Below are 15,768 nucleotides of genomic sequence, written 5' to 3'. Positions count from 1 at the left end.
TCCTCCTCACTTCTGCACTGTTTGCTCAGTTCTTATAATTTTTATATTCTGATTTGTATTTTTCTTTTCTTTAAAATTGTCATCATGTTTTGAAAGAATCTTAATCTTTTTATAAAGCGGTAAAAGATGTGAATATATTTTTCTATAAATTTGTTTATATATAGCCTCATATTGCTTGTGTACTTCAACTTTGGGTTCAAAAATATCTTTGACATGCACCATAGATTCCATAGCTTCTTCATAATTTTTAAACTCTCTCATAGCTACAAATCCTGCTATGGAAGCACCAAGTCCACAAGCTTCATGGGTTTGAATTCGCTTTACTGGAAGTCCAAACATATCAGCTGTTATCTGGCAAATTTCATCGCTCTTAGAACCTCCACCTGCTACATATAGTTCACTTATTTTTTGAGAAGACCTTCTTTCCATACTATACATCCCATCCATAAGTGCAAATCCGATTCCTTCTATAATAGCTCTATAAAGGTGGATTCTCGTATGAACATCTGAAAATCCTATAACTGCTCCTTTTGCATTTGGCTTTATAACTCCAGGTGTCCAAAATGGCTGCAATATAAGACCATCACATCCAGGTTCAATTTCCCTAAGTCTCTCATTCAAAAGCTCTTCTGCTGAACAATCTTTCATGTCAGCCTCAACACATTCCTTAGCTGCAAATTCCCGCTTAAACCATGATATTAGCCAATATCCACGATATATTTGAATTTCTGGATTAAAAATCCCTTTAGGAACTCCAGGATATGCCGGTAAAAATTTTTCGGGTTCAAAATACTTTCTTGTAGCAAATTGAATTGTAGCTGTGGTTCCAAAAGACAATGCAGCTTGATTTTCATGAATTACTGACAAGCCTAGTGTCTCACACCCTTTATCAGACCCTGTAGAAATAAGAGGAAGCCCCTCTGGTATGCCTGATAATTCTGAACTTTCTTTAGTTATATATCCAATTACATCTTCAGTGCATACTAAATCACACATCATCTCTTCAGGTATATCACACATACATCTCTTAAGATTATTTTTTGACTGCCATGTTCCATTTCTGTAATCAAAAGGAATGTGTCCAATCATATTAGCTGGGCAATCTTTAAGCTCTCCTGTCAAAAGATAATTTAAATACGTTGGCAGCATTACAAACTTTTTTGTCCTACTCCATATATCTGGCTCATTCTCTATAATCCAATTTGCTTTTGTAACTTGATACTGTCTTTTCAATGCCACGTCCATTCTCACTATTTTAAGTGCGATTTTCACCCACCATTTAAATGGTTTTATAGTTCTTGTCTCCCTACTATCAAGCCATAGGATTACATCAGTGAGTGGATTATAATTTTTGTCAAGGCATATACAAGAATCTCGAATTGTAGTAAGAGTAACAGCTATAACATCATCGTATCCATTTTCATTTTTCTCTTTCAATTCCTTTCCTATCTCACATAATGTTTTATAGTAAAATTCAGGTTTCTGCTCTGCCCACCCGGGTTTTCTAGAAAAATAGGGCTGGACATATTTGTGCTGAACCATGCTTACAATATTACCAGATTTATCTACTAACATTCCACGCATGCTCTGGGTTCCAAGATCAAAGGTTAATATTAACGGTTCCATCATATACCCTCCATCATTTCATCCCTATATTGAATCAATGCTAATTATCAATTTCTCCTAAAAGGCTGCTAGTAGCTATCACATCAACATTAAGTCCCAATACATCGTGTATAATAATGTCTCCCCGCAATACCCTTTCCTCTATTACTACCTTGTTAATCTCTTTCATAACATCAAAAATCTTGTCTTTTGGTATTTCTGCACTAACTCTTACTGGCAAAACAGGTGCGTCCTTAAAAATCGTTTTCACTGTAGAGCAAATTGTGCGCATAGGATGAGTAAACTCTGTTTTTGCAAATTCTATTCCCCTTTTGCACTTATTTCCACTTACTGACATACCCTTTTCTGTGAAATCTATTTTAAGATGGCATCCATTAGGACATACAATGCATGTTAACTCTTTCATCACTGCACCTCCATTTCCACTTTTGAATCCTGCTTAATTCCAAGGTCACTTAAATTCACTATCAACCTCTCCATTTCAGGAGGCTTTAAATTAAAATATTTTTTTTCAAATACCGTCTTTCCATCAACTTTTATTGAAAATACAGCTTTTTCCATAACATCTCTGCTTCTAAAATATAATATTATCTCTTCCTCAAGATTAACATGTACCTTCTGTGGCACCATATAAAAAAAATTAGAACTTACATTTAGGTTAACAATTTTCTTTTCATCCTTTCTATAATGCGCTGCTGCCTTCCCTGCAATTTCACCGCTTTCCGATACGTAATCTACAAGGTCGTTGACATGAAGTGCATTACCACAGGAAAAAATGCCAGGAACATTTGTCATAAATTTCTCATCGCATATAGGCCCTTTAGTCCTTGGATCCAATATAACACCAAGATTTTCTGCCAGCTCATTTTCAGGAATTAAACCTACAGATAGGATCAACGCGTCACACTCTATAATTTCTTCTGTTCCAGAAATAGGCTTCATACTTTCATCAACTTTTGAAATCTCTACAGCCTCCAATCTGTCCTGTCCAAAGACTCTCGTTACAGTCCTTGATAGATAAAGTGGAATATCAAAATCAGTAAGACACTGCATTATATTTCTTGTAAGTCCCGATGGTGATGGTTTAGCCTCATATACTCCACATACCTTAGCTCCCTCTAGTGTAAGTCTTCTTGCCATGATAAGTCCTATGTCTCCACTGCCTAAAATAACACATTTCTTCGTAGGCATCTCTCCTAAAATATTCGTGAAATGTTGGGCAGTTCCTGCTGTAAATACTCCTGCTGGTCTTGTTCCATGAATTGATACTTGCTTTGCAGTTCTCTCTCTACATCCTGTGGAAAGAACTATAGTCTTAGTCTCATAAGATATAACGCCATCCTTATTAACTACTGTGACTTCAAAGCCATAGTCGATTTTCTTTATATAAGTTACAAAAGTCAAAACCTTATAATCAATTTTTAATAAATGAAATTCTTCTATAAACTTTTCTGCGTATTCCGGTCCAGAAAGCTTCTCTCCAAATCTAACTAATCCAAATCCATCATGAATACATTGTTTTAGTATACCTCCCAATCTGCTTTCTCGCTCAATTAGCAGAACTTCTGCATTTTCTTTCTTTGCAGAAATAGCAGCTGCAAGGCCGGCAGGTCCCCCTCCAATTACTATGACATCATACTTTTTCACAATCAACACCTACCTTTGTATCTCCAAATATAATTACTGAATCATCATTGGATTTTTTTACATCATCCATAGGAATATGGTCGTGTTCACTGATTATCTTTGTCACTAGTGGCATGCAGAAACCTCCTTGACATCTTCCCATTCCAGGTCGTACTCTCTTTTTCACACCATCAACAGTATGGACAGGTATAGGAGATTCTAAAGCATCTATTATTTCTCCTTTGCTTACTTCTTCACATCTACAAATGATTACGCCATAATCAGGATTTTTTCTAATCATTTCTGAGCGTTCCTCTTTGCTCATCTCCCTCAATACGGGTATTCCCTTTCTGAACGGATTAAAATCTTCGTTTTTTCTCACATCCTGTGATTTTTTTAATTCCTCAATAACCATTTTACAAACATCCTCCGCTACTGCAGGAGATGTTGTAAGTCCTGGAGATTGAATCCCAGCACAGTGGATAATATTATTTGTTTTTCTTCCTCTTTCAATAACGAAATCCTCTTCAAAGGTTGCTGCACGTACACCTGTAAAATATGTGATTATATCACGCTCTGATAATCCTTTTGCAGTCTGTTTTTGCTTTTCAAATACTTCTTCTATGCTTTCAGCTTCTGTAGCAAAATTTTCTTTTTCATAAGTTTCAACAGCATTAGGTCCTACTAATAAGTTGTCATGAACGGTTCGTAAAATCCCTCCACCTTTTGTATGCTTTTTGTTTCGAGTTAAAGTTTTAATTGAAGCAATAGATCCTACTAAATGAGCTGATTTCTTATCTAATATAGAATTTGTTCCTCGTCTTGGATGAATGGAGTAAAAGCGATCTTTTGCCATGGAAGCTATATCTTCTGCAAAAGTACCAGCAGCATTTATAACTAGCTTTGGATATATATCTCCTCTATTTGTATGAACGCATATTATTTCTCCATGTTCCACATTCATTCCTAATACTGCCGTATTTAATGATACCTTAGCTCCATTTATAACAGCATTTTCGCCATAAGCTATTGTTAATCCATATGGACATACACATCCAGCGCTTGGATTATACAATGCAAAAGAAAAGTCCTCATTGAGTTCCGGTTCACATTCTCTAAGTTTCTTCTTTCCGATAATCTTCGTATCCTTTACTCCACAGATATACTTTCTCTGCATAGCGTAGAGCCATATGATAGGGTATAGATATGCTTGCTTGAATCCAACATACTGTCCACATCTCTTGAATGGTACAGAAAGTTCACTGCACACTTTATCAAACATCTTATTTCCAATTAGTACATAATGCTGCTTTAGACTTCCTTTGCCTAGATCCACACCGGGATGAACCTCTCCGTCGTTCCTTCCAGAAGCTTGCATAGCTAAATCGGATTCCTTTTCAACTAGAAGTATATTAAGTTTCCATTTCGTTAATTCTCTTGCAATACTGGCTCCAGATATTCCACCACCAATTATTAATACATCTGGTATAGCCCCTTCTAGTTCTGAAGTTTTTATTTTTGGAACTCTCATCTTAGGTATATCATCACCTGTAAATTTAATGTCATTAACAACATGCATATTGCTATTCTTAACTACACACAAGGAGCACGCATGGACAATATCTTTCCAATTGTCTAATGTTCCTCTTACCTTAATACACTCATCTTCAATATTTACTGCAAGCTTACCTCCATACTCACTGTCCAGCTTTTTCTGAATCTTTTTTTCTAGTTTTTTTATATTCATATTTACCCCCATTGCTACATAGTAGCAGGCAGCTACGTCAAATTCTTTTCCGCTTCAAAATCCGCTGTCTTTTATAATTTTAACTTAAGTCGGTCGGCTGTCCGACTTCCTATCTTAAATTTAACTCCTTTTCTATAATATGTCAATATGTCTTTTTTATATAATTACTCGTAAATTTTTATCTAACTAGACAAAAATTTCTTGCTGACATATACTGTAATTATCATGACTCTACACAGTGTATTTGCTATTTCAAATTTATTATAGAAAGGACTCACAATCATGGCAGCTCCAAGGAAAGATAATGTGCAGAAATTAATCATAGAAACAACAGAAAAATTATTAGAAACACAAAAACTATCTGATATTCCATTTTCTCAGATAGCTAAAGGTGCCGGAATTTCAAAAGGAACATTATATTATCATTATAAAAGCAAGAATGATATACTCTTTGATATCATGGATAAATATTTATCTAAACAATTTAATGATCTGCTTACATGGACTGAAAATCCAAATAAAGATACTTCACTCCATCGTCTTGTAAAGTATGTCTTAGAACGTGATATCTCTAATGCCAATATGCGTCTACACTTTTTCTATGATGCTATGCTTGGTAATGAGGAAGTACGTGTTAAACTTTTAAAACGTTATGAAGACTTTGCAAAAATCATTTCAGAAAAGATAGAAGAAAGAACCTCTATAATGTCAGCTGACTACCTTGCTTGGCTCCTACTTCTTTTATCTGATGGCTTATTTATACATAAAACTTTAAACAATGAAAATCTAGATGTTACAAAATTTATCACTCAAAGTGAGGAGCTAATGAAAATGTTTAGCAATAGCATTTCAGATTTTGATTCAAAATAAATTGACTTCTAATCTTCAAGTGGATTTTTAACTCCATCGAAAGGTTAGAAGTCTTTATTTCATTACTTTTATTTTTTTATTCTACACTACAAATAGATTTACCATTCTACTCGTCAAATATAGATACAATCTCACCGTCAAGAATTCTATTCATGTTTTTAACGGCACAGAAGTTACCACACATACTACAAGTGTCCTCTTTCTCTGGCTTAGAAGAAGCTCTGTATCTTCTTGCCTTTTCAGGATCTATTGAAAGCTCAAACATACGCTCCCAATCAAGCTTCTTTCTTGCAAGACTCATTTCATTATCCCAGTCCATTGCTTTTGGGACACCTTTAGCGATATCTGCTGCATGAGCTGCGATTTTTGTAGCAATAATTCCTTCTTTAACATCATCTATATCTGGTAGACGTAGATGTTCTGCTGGTGTAACATAGCATAGGAAACATGCTCCATTTGCAGCAGCCATTGCTCCTCCGATTGCTGAAGTAATATGATCATATCCAGGAGCTACATCAGTAACTATAGGTCCTAATACATAAAATGGTGCTGAATTACATAGTGTTTTTTGAATTTCCATATTAGCAGCAATTTGATTCATAGGCATATGTCCTGGCCCCTCAATCATTATCTGTACATCTTTCTCCCAAGCACGTCTTGTCAACTCTCCTAAAGTTATAAGTTCTTCAATTTGTGATGCATCTGTGGCATCCTTAAGACATCCTGGACGACAAGCGTCACCAAGGCTTAATGTAACATCATATTCTCTGCAGATTTCTAAAATCTCATCAAAATGTTCATAGAAAGGATTTTCTTCTCCAGTCATCTCCATCCATGCAAAAATTATAGATCCTCCTCTTGAAACGATGTTTGTAAGACGTTTATTTTTCTTGAATTTATGAGCTGTTTCTTTGTTTATTCCACAATGAATAGTCATGAAATCAACTCCATCCTCAGCATGCATTCTCACAATGTCAATCCATTCTTGAGAAGTAATTTTAATAAGAGGTTTATGATAGTAAACTACAGCATCATATATAGGAACTGTTCCAATCATAGCTGGACAATTCTTAGTAAGGTGTCTTCTAAACTTTCTAGTATCTCCATAAGAGCTTAAATCCATGATTGCTTCTGCTCCCATGTCAACAGCACTTTTAACTTTGGCAAATTCCATATCTAAATCAATCATATCTCTTGAAGTTCCAAGATTTACATTAATTTTTGTTTTTAACATAGAGCCAAGACCATTTGGAGAAATTGCCTTGTGATTCTTATTACATGGAATAATTACCTTTCCCTCTGCCATAAAGCCAATAAGCTTGTCCATAGAAATATGTTCCTTTTCAGAAACTATTTTCATCTCATCTGTAATGATACCCTTACGAGCAGCTTCCATTTGTGTTGAATATTCCATTATATTTACCTTCTTTCTTTTCAGGGCAAGAGAAAACGGAGAACACCATCATAGGTATTCTCCGTATAGTAAGCAAGCGCTTTCTCTTCCTACGGTGGCATTACCCACATCAGGTTTAAGGGTCGAAGTTTGATTACTTCCTCTCAGCCTGCCGTACAAGCTCCCCTGAAATATATTTTTACTAAATGTTATCATAAGCGTTTGATTTTGTCAAATTTTCAGATTAATTAATCATCTTATAGATTCTATTTCGTTGATATTCCATTCTTGTATTGTTTAACAGTCATCTTTTCATACTTTTTAAATACCTTACTAAAATAGCTACTTTCATTATATCCAAGTCTAAATGCAACTTCTGCAATACTATCTGACGTAAAATAAAAGTATCCCTTTGCCAAATTCATTTTTTTCATATGAAGATATTCTGTTACACTTACTTGAAACTGCTCTCTAAAGATTCTACTTAGATATCCTTGGCTAATTGCACAATTATCAATAATTTTATTAAGAGTAATATCTTCCTTTATGTGATTGTCTATATAAATAAAGATATTTTCTAAAAGTGGATATCTATTAATACTATTTTGTTGAAACAAATAGTCCACAATCTGAAATAACCACAATTCTGATGTCTTCTTTTCTAGTATAAGACCTTCATTAATAGGGAATATTTCTGTAATATTTTTTTGACCATCATAAAAATTAATAGTATCTAAAAGATTACGTCCTATATACTTGAAAATTTCAATCAACTTTATTGAATCCTCATTCCCAATAACATAAATTTCATCAATAATTTTATTTAAGTTCATGTAAAAGAATTCAAAATCTCTTTTTTTAATAATTTCAGTAAGTTGTTCTAATTGTTTTTGAACTGAGTCTTCATGCTTTGATTTATAACTATCTAATGTTCTTTTTAATTTAGCATATGTAATCGGTTTTTCAAAAATGTCTTTTACTGAATCCTTAACTTCATTACTGATTATAATATTAGTTGAGTAATCTAATAAAAGATAGATATCTATATTAGAGTTAGCTTGATAAATGATTCTACTTGCTTCCAAACCAGTAATACCAGGCATTCGAAAATCAATAAAAACAATATCAATATCTTCCTCTTTACATGCTTTAACTGCTTCTTCACCAGTTCCGACCATTTTCTTAACTTTAAATTTTTCTTCTCTGGATATCATAATATTTAATGCTTCTTTCATTAAAATATCATCATCTGCAATTAAAACGTTGTACATAATTATTCAATCCTTTCATTCAGATTTTCTGGCCAAATTAAAATACATTTTCGTCCCTTATTCCTATAATCCTCTATGACAATATTATAATCTTCTCCAAAAAGACGTTTAACTTTTTCCATTGCACATTCCATTCCAAGTTTTATATAATACCTTTCGTTCTTATCTTTAAAAGATTCAAATTTAATATCTAATTCTTTTCCTGTTAGTCCTACTCCATTATCACTAATTATTAAAACAATATTATTATCTTTAATATCTCCGCTTAATGAAATCTTTCCCCCCTCCTTCTTTAACATAATCCCATTATAAAGAGCATTTTGAACAAATGGCATTAATAAAGCTGTCGGTATTTTTCGTATATATAAATCTTTAGGGATATTAATTGAATAATCAAGTCTTTCTCCCAATCTTTTCTTGTGAAACTTAAGATATTGATTTACGTGCTCAATTTCATTAGAAATAGTAGTAAATGTCTCTTTCTCCATATACATATATTTTAAATACTCTATAAATAAATTCATCATTTCATTAGTCTGAGGTGCATTTTCAATAATTGTCATATTAAGTATTGATATCAATCCATTAATAATTTCATATGGATTTGACAATGCTTTTAATTCATTAAGTTGCATATCCTTCTGTTCATTTTCTTTTCTACAGCGATTATTGGCTATCTGAAATTTTTTAATACGTTTCTTTAAAACTTCCTCCTGCATATGCTTACTGATTTCATTCTCACTCAATTGATTAATTACAAGAAAAACAAGATTTGCAATATCTACAAACTTTTCGTATGAATACTCAGGTATCTCCTCCATTAACTTACGGTTATCTTCTAAAAGTTTTTCTGATTTTTTTGAATGAATCACTGATTCTAGACAACTTACAGAAGATGGAGCATCATTACAACGTATTTGTCCTCCGATAAATCCTCCAAGATAATGTCCTTTTACTACTATTGGAATCGCTACTTCTAATAATCCACAAGGACAAAAATAAACATTAGGCTTCTGTGTAACTGCAGCCTGAATAGCCCCAAACGCATCTGAAGACCTGCATAACTCTACAGCTGATGCATCTTTACGAATATTAAAGCAGAACTTTGAAAAATAAGTTGATTCTGTTATTGGCTCTCCTTTATAGTCTACTGTAATAAAAGCTAATCCTGTAGCTTTAGAAAGACTTGTCTGTATCTTTTCTAGTTTCTCCTTACCAAATATATGAATAATATCTAACTTGTTACTATTATCATCATTCATATAATTATCAATATCTACTTTGGTATGGTGTTCAATGGAATAATCGTTTTCATAAAATTCTTCCATATAATCACTCCCTCTATTCATGCTTCTTTTATTTTATCATTTTAAAAATATGATGACAATTTCTCTGTAATCTATTGTAATTTTTCATACAATTGCTCAAATTTTTTAATAGTTATTTATCTGATTCTCTTAAATTTAATTTTTCAAAATAAGAAAAGCCAGACTGACTTAATATCAATATTAAGTTAGCTTGGCTTTTCTTATTTTATGATTAACTGTCTTTATAATTCATCTAGTAGATACTACATAAAATCTTTTGAATGCCAGCCGCTCCAATTTTACGAGGAGTAGTATTTAAGCAATTATCTAAAAGCGCAGTATCACTCATTCTCTGAATATGATGTTTGTATTCTTCAATATCTATCCCAATTCCTCTTATGTTGAGTGGCATATTCATACAACGCATTAAAGTATTTATTATTTCTTTTAATACTTTTACTGCAAATTCAGGTGTTTCATCTATACTTACAAGCTGTACTTTATATGCAAGAGAGGCATATTTCAACATAATATCATGATTTACACAGTTATATTCAATTACCTCATTTAAAAGAATCGCATTAGCTAAACCATGTGGAATATGAAAAGTACCTCCAAGTTGATGAGCAATACTATGATTAACACCTAATCCTGCTGTATTAAATGCTATTCCTGCAAGGGTTGAAGCTTCATGCATCATTGTTCTAGCTACTAAATTTTTACCTTCTTTATAGCATGTAAGAAGTGAATTCAAAAGTAATTCTATTGATTTTTCAGCTAGTGCATCAGAAAATACATTTGCATCCTTTGAAACATAAGCTTCAAGAGCATGAGTAAATACATCCATACCAGTATTTGCTGTAATTGATTGCGGAACAGAAAGTGTTAATTGGGGATCTACTAATGCAACATCAGCTAAAATTTCATCTGATGCAATCAAATGCTTGCTTTTGTTTTCTAAATCTGTTATAACGGCCACAGATGTAACCTCAGAACCAGTTCCACTAGTAGTAGGAACTGTTATAAATTCAGGTTTCTTTATTCCCTTCTTAAGGTTAGCAAAATAAATAATACCTTTTGCTGTATCAATAGCTGAACCTCCACCAAAACCAATTACAATATCTGGTTTCACTTTATATATCATATTTAACCCTTTTCCAACTACTTCAGTAGTCGGATCCGGTATAGCTTGATCAAAAACTTCTACAGAATTAGTTAAATCTAAAGCATTAGTGATATATTTAATAGTTCCACTTTCTGATATAAATTTATCACAAACAATAAAAATAGTTTTACTTCGAATTTCCTTTAAATATTTTATAGCAGAATCTCCACTAAGTATTTTTGTTTTTATGTATACATTTGCCATATACATTTCCCCTTCATTATCATTTTATCTGTTAAAGCAGCTGTAAGTTTAACGAATGCTAAATGCATCACTTAAAACACATTTACGTTTTCTGCAAAATGATTTTGCTGAAGTAAGTCCTTCACCTGTTGGTCCTGCAATAGTAAATGTAGTATAACCTTCACCACCAACACCAATTCCAGCATATGATGGAGCATTTTTCACAAAAATTGTTGTTTCAAGTAATTTTGCCATTTTACTTAATTTATCAACGTTTTTAGAATGCATCATAGCTGTATGACGATTTCCATGTTCAGCTTCATGTGCATACTCAATAGCAGTATCTACATCAGGAACTCGAACAATTGGAAGAATTGGCATCATCATTTCTTCTTGAACTAATAAATGATTCTTGTCTACTTCCATAATTATAACTTTTACGCTGTCATCAACTTTAATTCCAAGCTTATCAAGTATATATTTTGCACTCTTACCAACAAATGATGTTTTGGGCCCACCTTTTTCATTTGTAACTAATTCAACTAATCTCTCTATAAGTGCTGAATCTGTAATTTGATAAGCTCCATTAATTTTCATATAATGAATCAAATAATCACAAATATACTCAACTGCAAAAACTTCTTTTTCTGCAATACAAGGAACATTATTATCAAAACTACATCCATCTATTATATCTTTAGCTGCTTTTTCTATATCAGCAGTTTCATCTACAACAACTGGTGGATTTCCTGCTCCTGCACCAATTGCTTTCTTTCCTGAAGAAAGCACCTTTTTTACAATAGAAGGTCCACCTGTTGCAACAAGAAGACGAACTTTATCATTATCAATCATCTTATTTGTATTTTCAATAGAAGGTTCTTCTACCATAGTAATAAGATCTTCTGGAGCTCCATTTTCCATTAGTGCTTTATTCAACATTTTCACAAGCATTTGAGACACCTTTTTTGCTCTTGGATGCGGGCTGAATACAACAGTGTTTCCACCTGCTATCATTGAAATAGAGTTACAAATTATAGTTTCTGTAGGATTTGTAGTTGGTGTAATTGCACCTATTACTCCAAATGGACAATACTCAACTAAAGTAATTCCATTGTCTCCTGTCTTGGATTCTGTTATTAAATCTTCAGTGCCTGGTGTATTTTCAGCAGCTACACGATTTTTAATTAATTTATCTTCATATTTTCCAATTTCTGTTTCTTCTACCGCTAACCTAGATATAAGTTCTAGGTTCTCTCTTTTTAAAATAGTCTCTTTTATAACATCAACATACTTTTGACGTTCAGATATTTTAGAGAACAATAACTTTTTCTGAGCGATTTCAGATGCATTTATTGCTTCGTCCATAGTTTTAAATATTCCATATTGTTTTTCTGTTTTTACAGATGTAAATTTTTGTGGTTGTTCTGTTTGAATCTCCTTCAAAGCTTGAGCTACCATTTGCTCAATTACTTTAATATCCATTTCCACGAATATCACTCCTTATTTTCTTATTTGAGGTTGCCTTTAAGCATTCCATGCAATTCCTAAAGGCGTAACAAGTAATGCATCATTAGGCTTTATTGTTCTTATTCCTAATTGTTTTTCAAAAGTGCTTTCAAATTCATTGAAACAAGCTGCTCCACCTACAACATATACATCGTCCACATCATATTCTGAAAGAAATCCCTTAACGATAGAGGCCATTTTCTCTACAACAGGTTTTATAATTGGAAATACATCATTTTCCCTTGTGATATCTTTCTTAATTTCCTCTGCTTCTTCAATAGAGATTCCGTAATATCCTGCAAGAACTAAAGTCATATGTGTTCCACCAGTAGGTTCATCAGCAGTGAAGATGACATTTCCATCTTTTATAATACTTATACCAGTGGTTCCCCCACCTACATCTACTACTGCTCCATCTTTTATTCCTAAAACAGTAGCAGCAGCTGAAGGTTCATCAATAACATTTGTTACCTCAAATCCAGCTCCTTCTATTACATTAGAAATACATCTTACATTCCCATCTATAATTCCAGGAGGAATAGCTGTAGCAGCAGTTTCAAGAGTTACTCCAAGCATATCTTCTAATCTAGCTTTCAAGCGCTTAATTGCTTGTATTCCTCCTACAAAATCTACTACAACTCCATCCTTAACTACCTTTGAAACCTCCGTTACTCCTGCTATAGGTCTGTTGTTTTCATCTACAACTGAAATTACAATATTTGCTGTTCCAAGGTCTACTCCTGTTTTTAAAATTCCAGAAAAAGAGTTACATTTATTTTCACGAATAAGCTCTGAAAATTCTGCAAGAATATCATTATTTATGAGCATATACTTCCTCTTTCTTGGTTATTATCATGTTTTATAACCACATAATCATTATTATTAAGTGAAAAAGCGTTTGCCTCATCAACATCTACATGCATTTCTAAAGCCGATTTGTCAGAAACTCTAACTAGTACATCTCCAAATATTCCTTTTCTTTCTCCAAAGGTCTCAACATCTACTATCTCATTATCTCTTAGTCCCATTGCTAAAGCTTGTTCCGGTGTCATATGAATATGCCTAAATGCAATAATAGCTCCATACGGAAGAACTATTTTACCTTTAGGCCCAATAATTTCTATACCTGGAGTTCCATCTAATTTACCTGATTCTCTAATTGGAGGCTTAATTCCAAGTCTAAAACTATCTGTCTTGGAAATTTCCACCTGACTCTTAGCTCTTACTGGACCTAATATTCTAACACGCTCAAATTCGCCTTTAGGTCCGCGAATTGTAACTGTTTCATTACTTGCATATTGACCTGGTTGTTTTAAAACAGATTTTTTAGTTAACTCATAGCCTTTTCCAAATAAAACTTCTAAGTCTTCTTGGCTTACATGTACATGACGATTGGAAACTCCTACAGGGATTTTAAAATCATTGTATTCCTTTAATTTCTTAATTACTCTTTCAGTAACTATCTTTATAATTTCATTGTTAGTCATTATCCTAACCCCTTTCGGAATTTTATTATTTAAGGGGCTCTAATGCCCCTATATATTTTCTTTTATCTTATAAAGATTTTGGTAAAATCTTTTCAACATCTGTATGTGGTCTTGGGATTACATGTTGAGATACTACTTCTCCAACATTAGATGCTGCAGCTGCTCCTGCATCTACAGATGCTTTAACTGCTCCTACATCTCCACGAACCATAACTGTTACTAATCCTGATCCTATCTTTTCATATCCTATTAATACTACATTTGCAGCCTTTGTCATTGCATCTGCTGCTTCTATTGCTCCTACTAAACCTTTTGTTTCAACCATTCCTAACGCTTCATTTGTCATACTTAATTCCTCCTAAAATTTAATTTTATATAATTATTAAAGTATTGATTCCTTTAAGATTAACGCTTTATCAGTTTCTTCCCATCTGAAGTCTTGATCTATTCTCCCAAAATGACCATAAGCAGCTGTTTTCAAAAATTGAGGCTTTCTTAGGTCTAATTGTTCAATAATATCAGCAACTCCAAATTTAAATACCTTTTTAACTAACTTTTCTATATCATTATCAGAAATCTTTCCAGTTCCAAATGTATTAACAGTAACTGCTTCTGGCTCAATTCCTCCAATTACATATGCAAAGGAAACCTCACACCTCTTTGCCAGCCCTGATGCTACAATATTTTTAGCTACATATCGTGCCATGTAAGCTGCAGAACGATCAACCTTTGTAGGGTCCTTTCCTGAGAATGCTCCTCCCCCATGTTTCCCTATTGTTCCATAAGTGTCCACCATAATTTTTCTTCCTGTAAGCCCTGTATCTCCTGTTGGCCCACCAATTACAAATCTTCCCGTAGGATTTATATGAATTTTTGTTTCTTCTGTCATCCATTTAGTATCTATAACCGGTTCAATTACTGCCTTACGTATAAATGATTCTAAGGTATCATGGGATATCCAATCACTATGCTGTGCAGAAACAACAATACTATGAATATTAATAGGTTTTCCTGCATCACTATATCTCATAGTAATCTGAGTTTTTCCATCTGGATATAAAAAACTTGCTTTAAGTACTTTTCTTACATAAGCAAGCTGCTTTGCAAGATTATTAGCTAAATCACATGGTGCAGGCATCAAACTTTCAGTTTCATCTGTAGCATATCCATACATAATTCCTTGATCACCACCACCAAGTATCTCTTTATCTTCAAAAGATTGTTTTGTCACACCTTGAGAAATATCTGGTGATTGATTATGAATATTAGTAAATATGAGACATGTATCAGCATCAAATCCCTTTCCATGTTCAATATAACCAATTTCTCTTATAATCTCTCTAGCCTTCTTTACAATATCGACTTTTGCAATAGATGTAACCTCTCCTGAAAGCATTAATGCATTAGTCGAAACCATAGCTTCTATTGCAACACGTGATTTAGGATCTTTTTCAAGATAAGCATCTAATATACCATCTGCAATTTGATCACATATCTTATCAGGATGCCCTTCGGTTACAGATTCTGAAGTTATGAAATAAGTTCTGTCATTGTATACTTCTCTCATTTAACCAACCTGCTTTCTTA

General features: G+C 33.2%; 14 protein-coding genes and 1 riboswitch. Of the genes, 1 reads left to right on the top strand and 13 read right to left on the bottom strand.

Features of this window, described 5'->3' with window-relative positions; translation table 11 throughout:
* Positions 1-6 precede the first annotated feature (6 nt).
* The 4 genes from KQH81_RS03775 to KQH81_RS03760 are packed head-to-tail and all read right to left on the bottom strand — an operon-like array spanning position 7 to position 4,999.
* The gene (locus KQH81_RS03775) at positions 7-1,626 is read right to left on the bottom strand and encodes an FGGY-family carbohydrate kinase (protein WP_230028954.1); all 1,620 of its coding nucleotides are present in this window, start codon (positions 1,624-1,626) and stop codon (positions 7-9) included.
* Between the two features lie 40 nt (positions 1,627-1,666).
* Positions 1,667-2,032, bottom strand: coding sequence for a DUF1667 domain-containing protein (locus KQH81_RS03770; protein WP_027637430.1), 366 nt, complete (start codon positions 2,030-2,032; stop codon positions 1,667-1,669).
* Positions 2,032-3,273: an NAD(P)/FAD-dependent oxidoreductase gene (locus tag KQH81_RS03765; RefSeq protein WP_074844652.1), complete on the bottom strand. Its 1,242-nt coding sequence runs from the start codon at positions 3,271-3,273 to the stop codon at positions 2,032-2,034. The genes KQH81_RS03770 and KQH81_RS03765 overlap by 1 nt, the downstream gene beginning before the upstream one ends.
* Positions 3,260-4,999: an NAD(P)/FAD-dependent oxidoreductase gene (locus tag KQH81_RS03760; protein ID WP_027637432.1), complete on the bottom strand. Its 1,740-nt coding sequence runs from the start codon at positions 4,997-4,999 to the stop codon at positions 3,260-3,262. Before KQH81_RS03760 ends, KQH81_RS03765 begins: the two co-directional genes overlap by 14 nt.
* 282 nt (positions 5,000-5,281) lie before the next feature.
* On the opposite strand from KQH81_RS03760, the gene KQH81_RS03755 reads away from it, so the two are divergent.
* Positions 5,282-5,869, top strand: coding sequence for a TetR/AcrR family transcriptional regulator (locus tag KQH81_RS03755; RefSeq protein ID WP_178311682.1), 588 nt, complete (start codon positions 5,282-5,284; stop codon positions 5,867-5,869).
* 106 nt (positions 5,870-5,975) lie between these two features.
* On the opposite strand, the gene thiC is transcribed toward KQH81_RS03755, so the two are convergent.
* The 9 genes from thiC to metK all read right to left on the bottom strand — a co-directional run bounded on the left by thiC (position 5,976) and on the right by metK (position 15,748).
* Complete coding sequence (gene thiC, locus KQH81_RS03750; RefSeq protein ID WP_230028953.1) at positions 5,976-7,283, bottom strand: phosphomethylpyrimidine synthase ThiC; 1,308 nt, start codon at positions 7,281-7,283, stop codon at positions 5,976-5,978.
* A 69-nt stretch (positions 7,284-7,352) separates the two neighbouring features.
* A riboswitch (TPP riboswitch) is annotated at positions 7,353-7,460 on the bottom strand.
* Between the two features lie 68 nt (positions 7,461-7,528).
* Positions 7,529-8,533, bottom strand: a complete 1,005-nt coding sequence (locus KQH81_RS03745) for an AraC family transcriptional regulator (protein WP_074844646.1) — start codon at positions 8,531-8,533, stop codon at positions 7,529-7,531.
* 2 nt (positions 8,534-8,535) lie between these two features.
* A complete protein-coding gene (locus KQH81_RS03740) occupies positions 8,536-9,861 on the bottom strand; it encodes a PocR ligand-binding domain-containing protein (protein WP_074844643.1) in 1,326 nt (441 codons plus the stop codon).
* Positions 9,862-10,093: 232 nt separating this feature from the next.
* Positions 10,094-11,209 (bottom strand): 1-propanol dehydrogenase PduQ, encoded by a 1,116-nt coding sequence (locus KQH81_RS03735; protein ID WP_230028952.1) that lies wholly within the window; start codon positions 11,207-11,209, stop codon positions 10,094-10,096.
* 48 nt (positions 11,210-11,257) lie between these two features.
* Complete coding sequence (locus tag KQH81_RS03730) at positions 11,258-12,676, bottom strand: aldehyde dehydrogenase family protein (protein ID WP_027637438.1); 1,419 nt, start codon at positions 12,674-12,676, stop codon at positions 11,258-11,260.
* A 36-nt stretch (positions 12,677-12,712) separates the two neighbouring features.
* Positions 12,713-13,522, bottom strand: coding sequence for an ethanolamine utilization protein EutJ (gene eutJ / locus KQH81_RS03725; protein ID WP_027637439.1), 810 nt, complete (start codon positions 13,520-13,522; stop codon positions 12,713-12,715).
* Positions 13,513-14,181 (bottom strand): phosphate propanoyltransferase, encoded by a 669-nt coding sequence (locus KQH81_RS03720; protein ID WP_074844638.1) that lies wholly within the window; start codon positions 14,179-14,181, stop codon positions 13,513-13,515. Before KQH81_RS03720 ends, eutJ begins: the two co-directional genes overlap by 10 nt.
* Before the next feature lie 67 nt (positions 14,182-14,248).
* A complete protein-coding gene (gene pduA, locus KQH81_RS03715; protein ID WP_027637441.1) occupies positions 14,249-14,527 on the bottom strand; it encodes a propanediol utilization microcompartment protein PduA in 279 nt (92 codons plus the stop codon).
* A gap of 36 nt (positions 14,528-14,563) precedes the next feature.
* Positions 14,564-15,748 carry a methionine adenosyltransferase gene (gene metK / locus KQH81_RS03710; protein ID WP_230028951.1) on the bottom strand — a complete coding sequence of 395 codons (1,185 nt, stop codon included), beginning with the start codon at positions 15,746-15,748 and terminating at the stop codon, positions 14,564-14,566.
* Positions 15,749-15,768: the final 20 nt, after the last annotated feature.

The sequence above is a fragment of the Clostridium cadaveris genome, from assembly GCF_020911725.1.
Classification (GTDB): Bacteria; Bacillota; Clostridia; order Clostridiales; family Clostridiaceae; genus Clostridium_X; species Clostridium_X cadaveris.
This window is presented reverse-complemented; position numbering and strand designations above follow the sequence as displayed.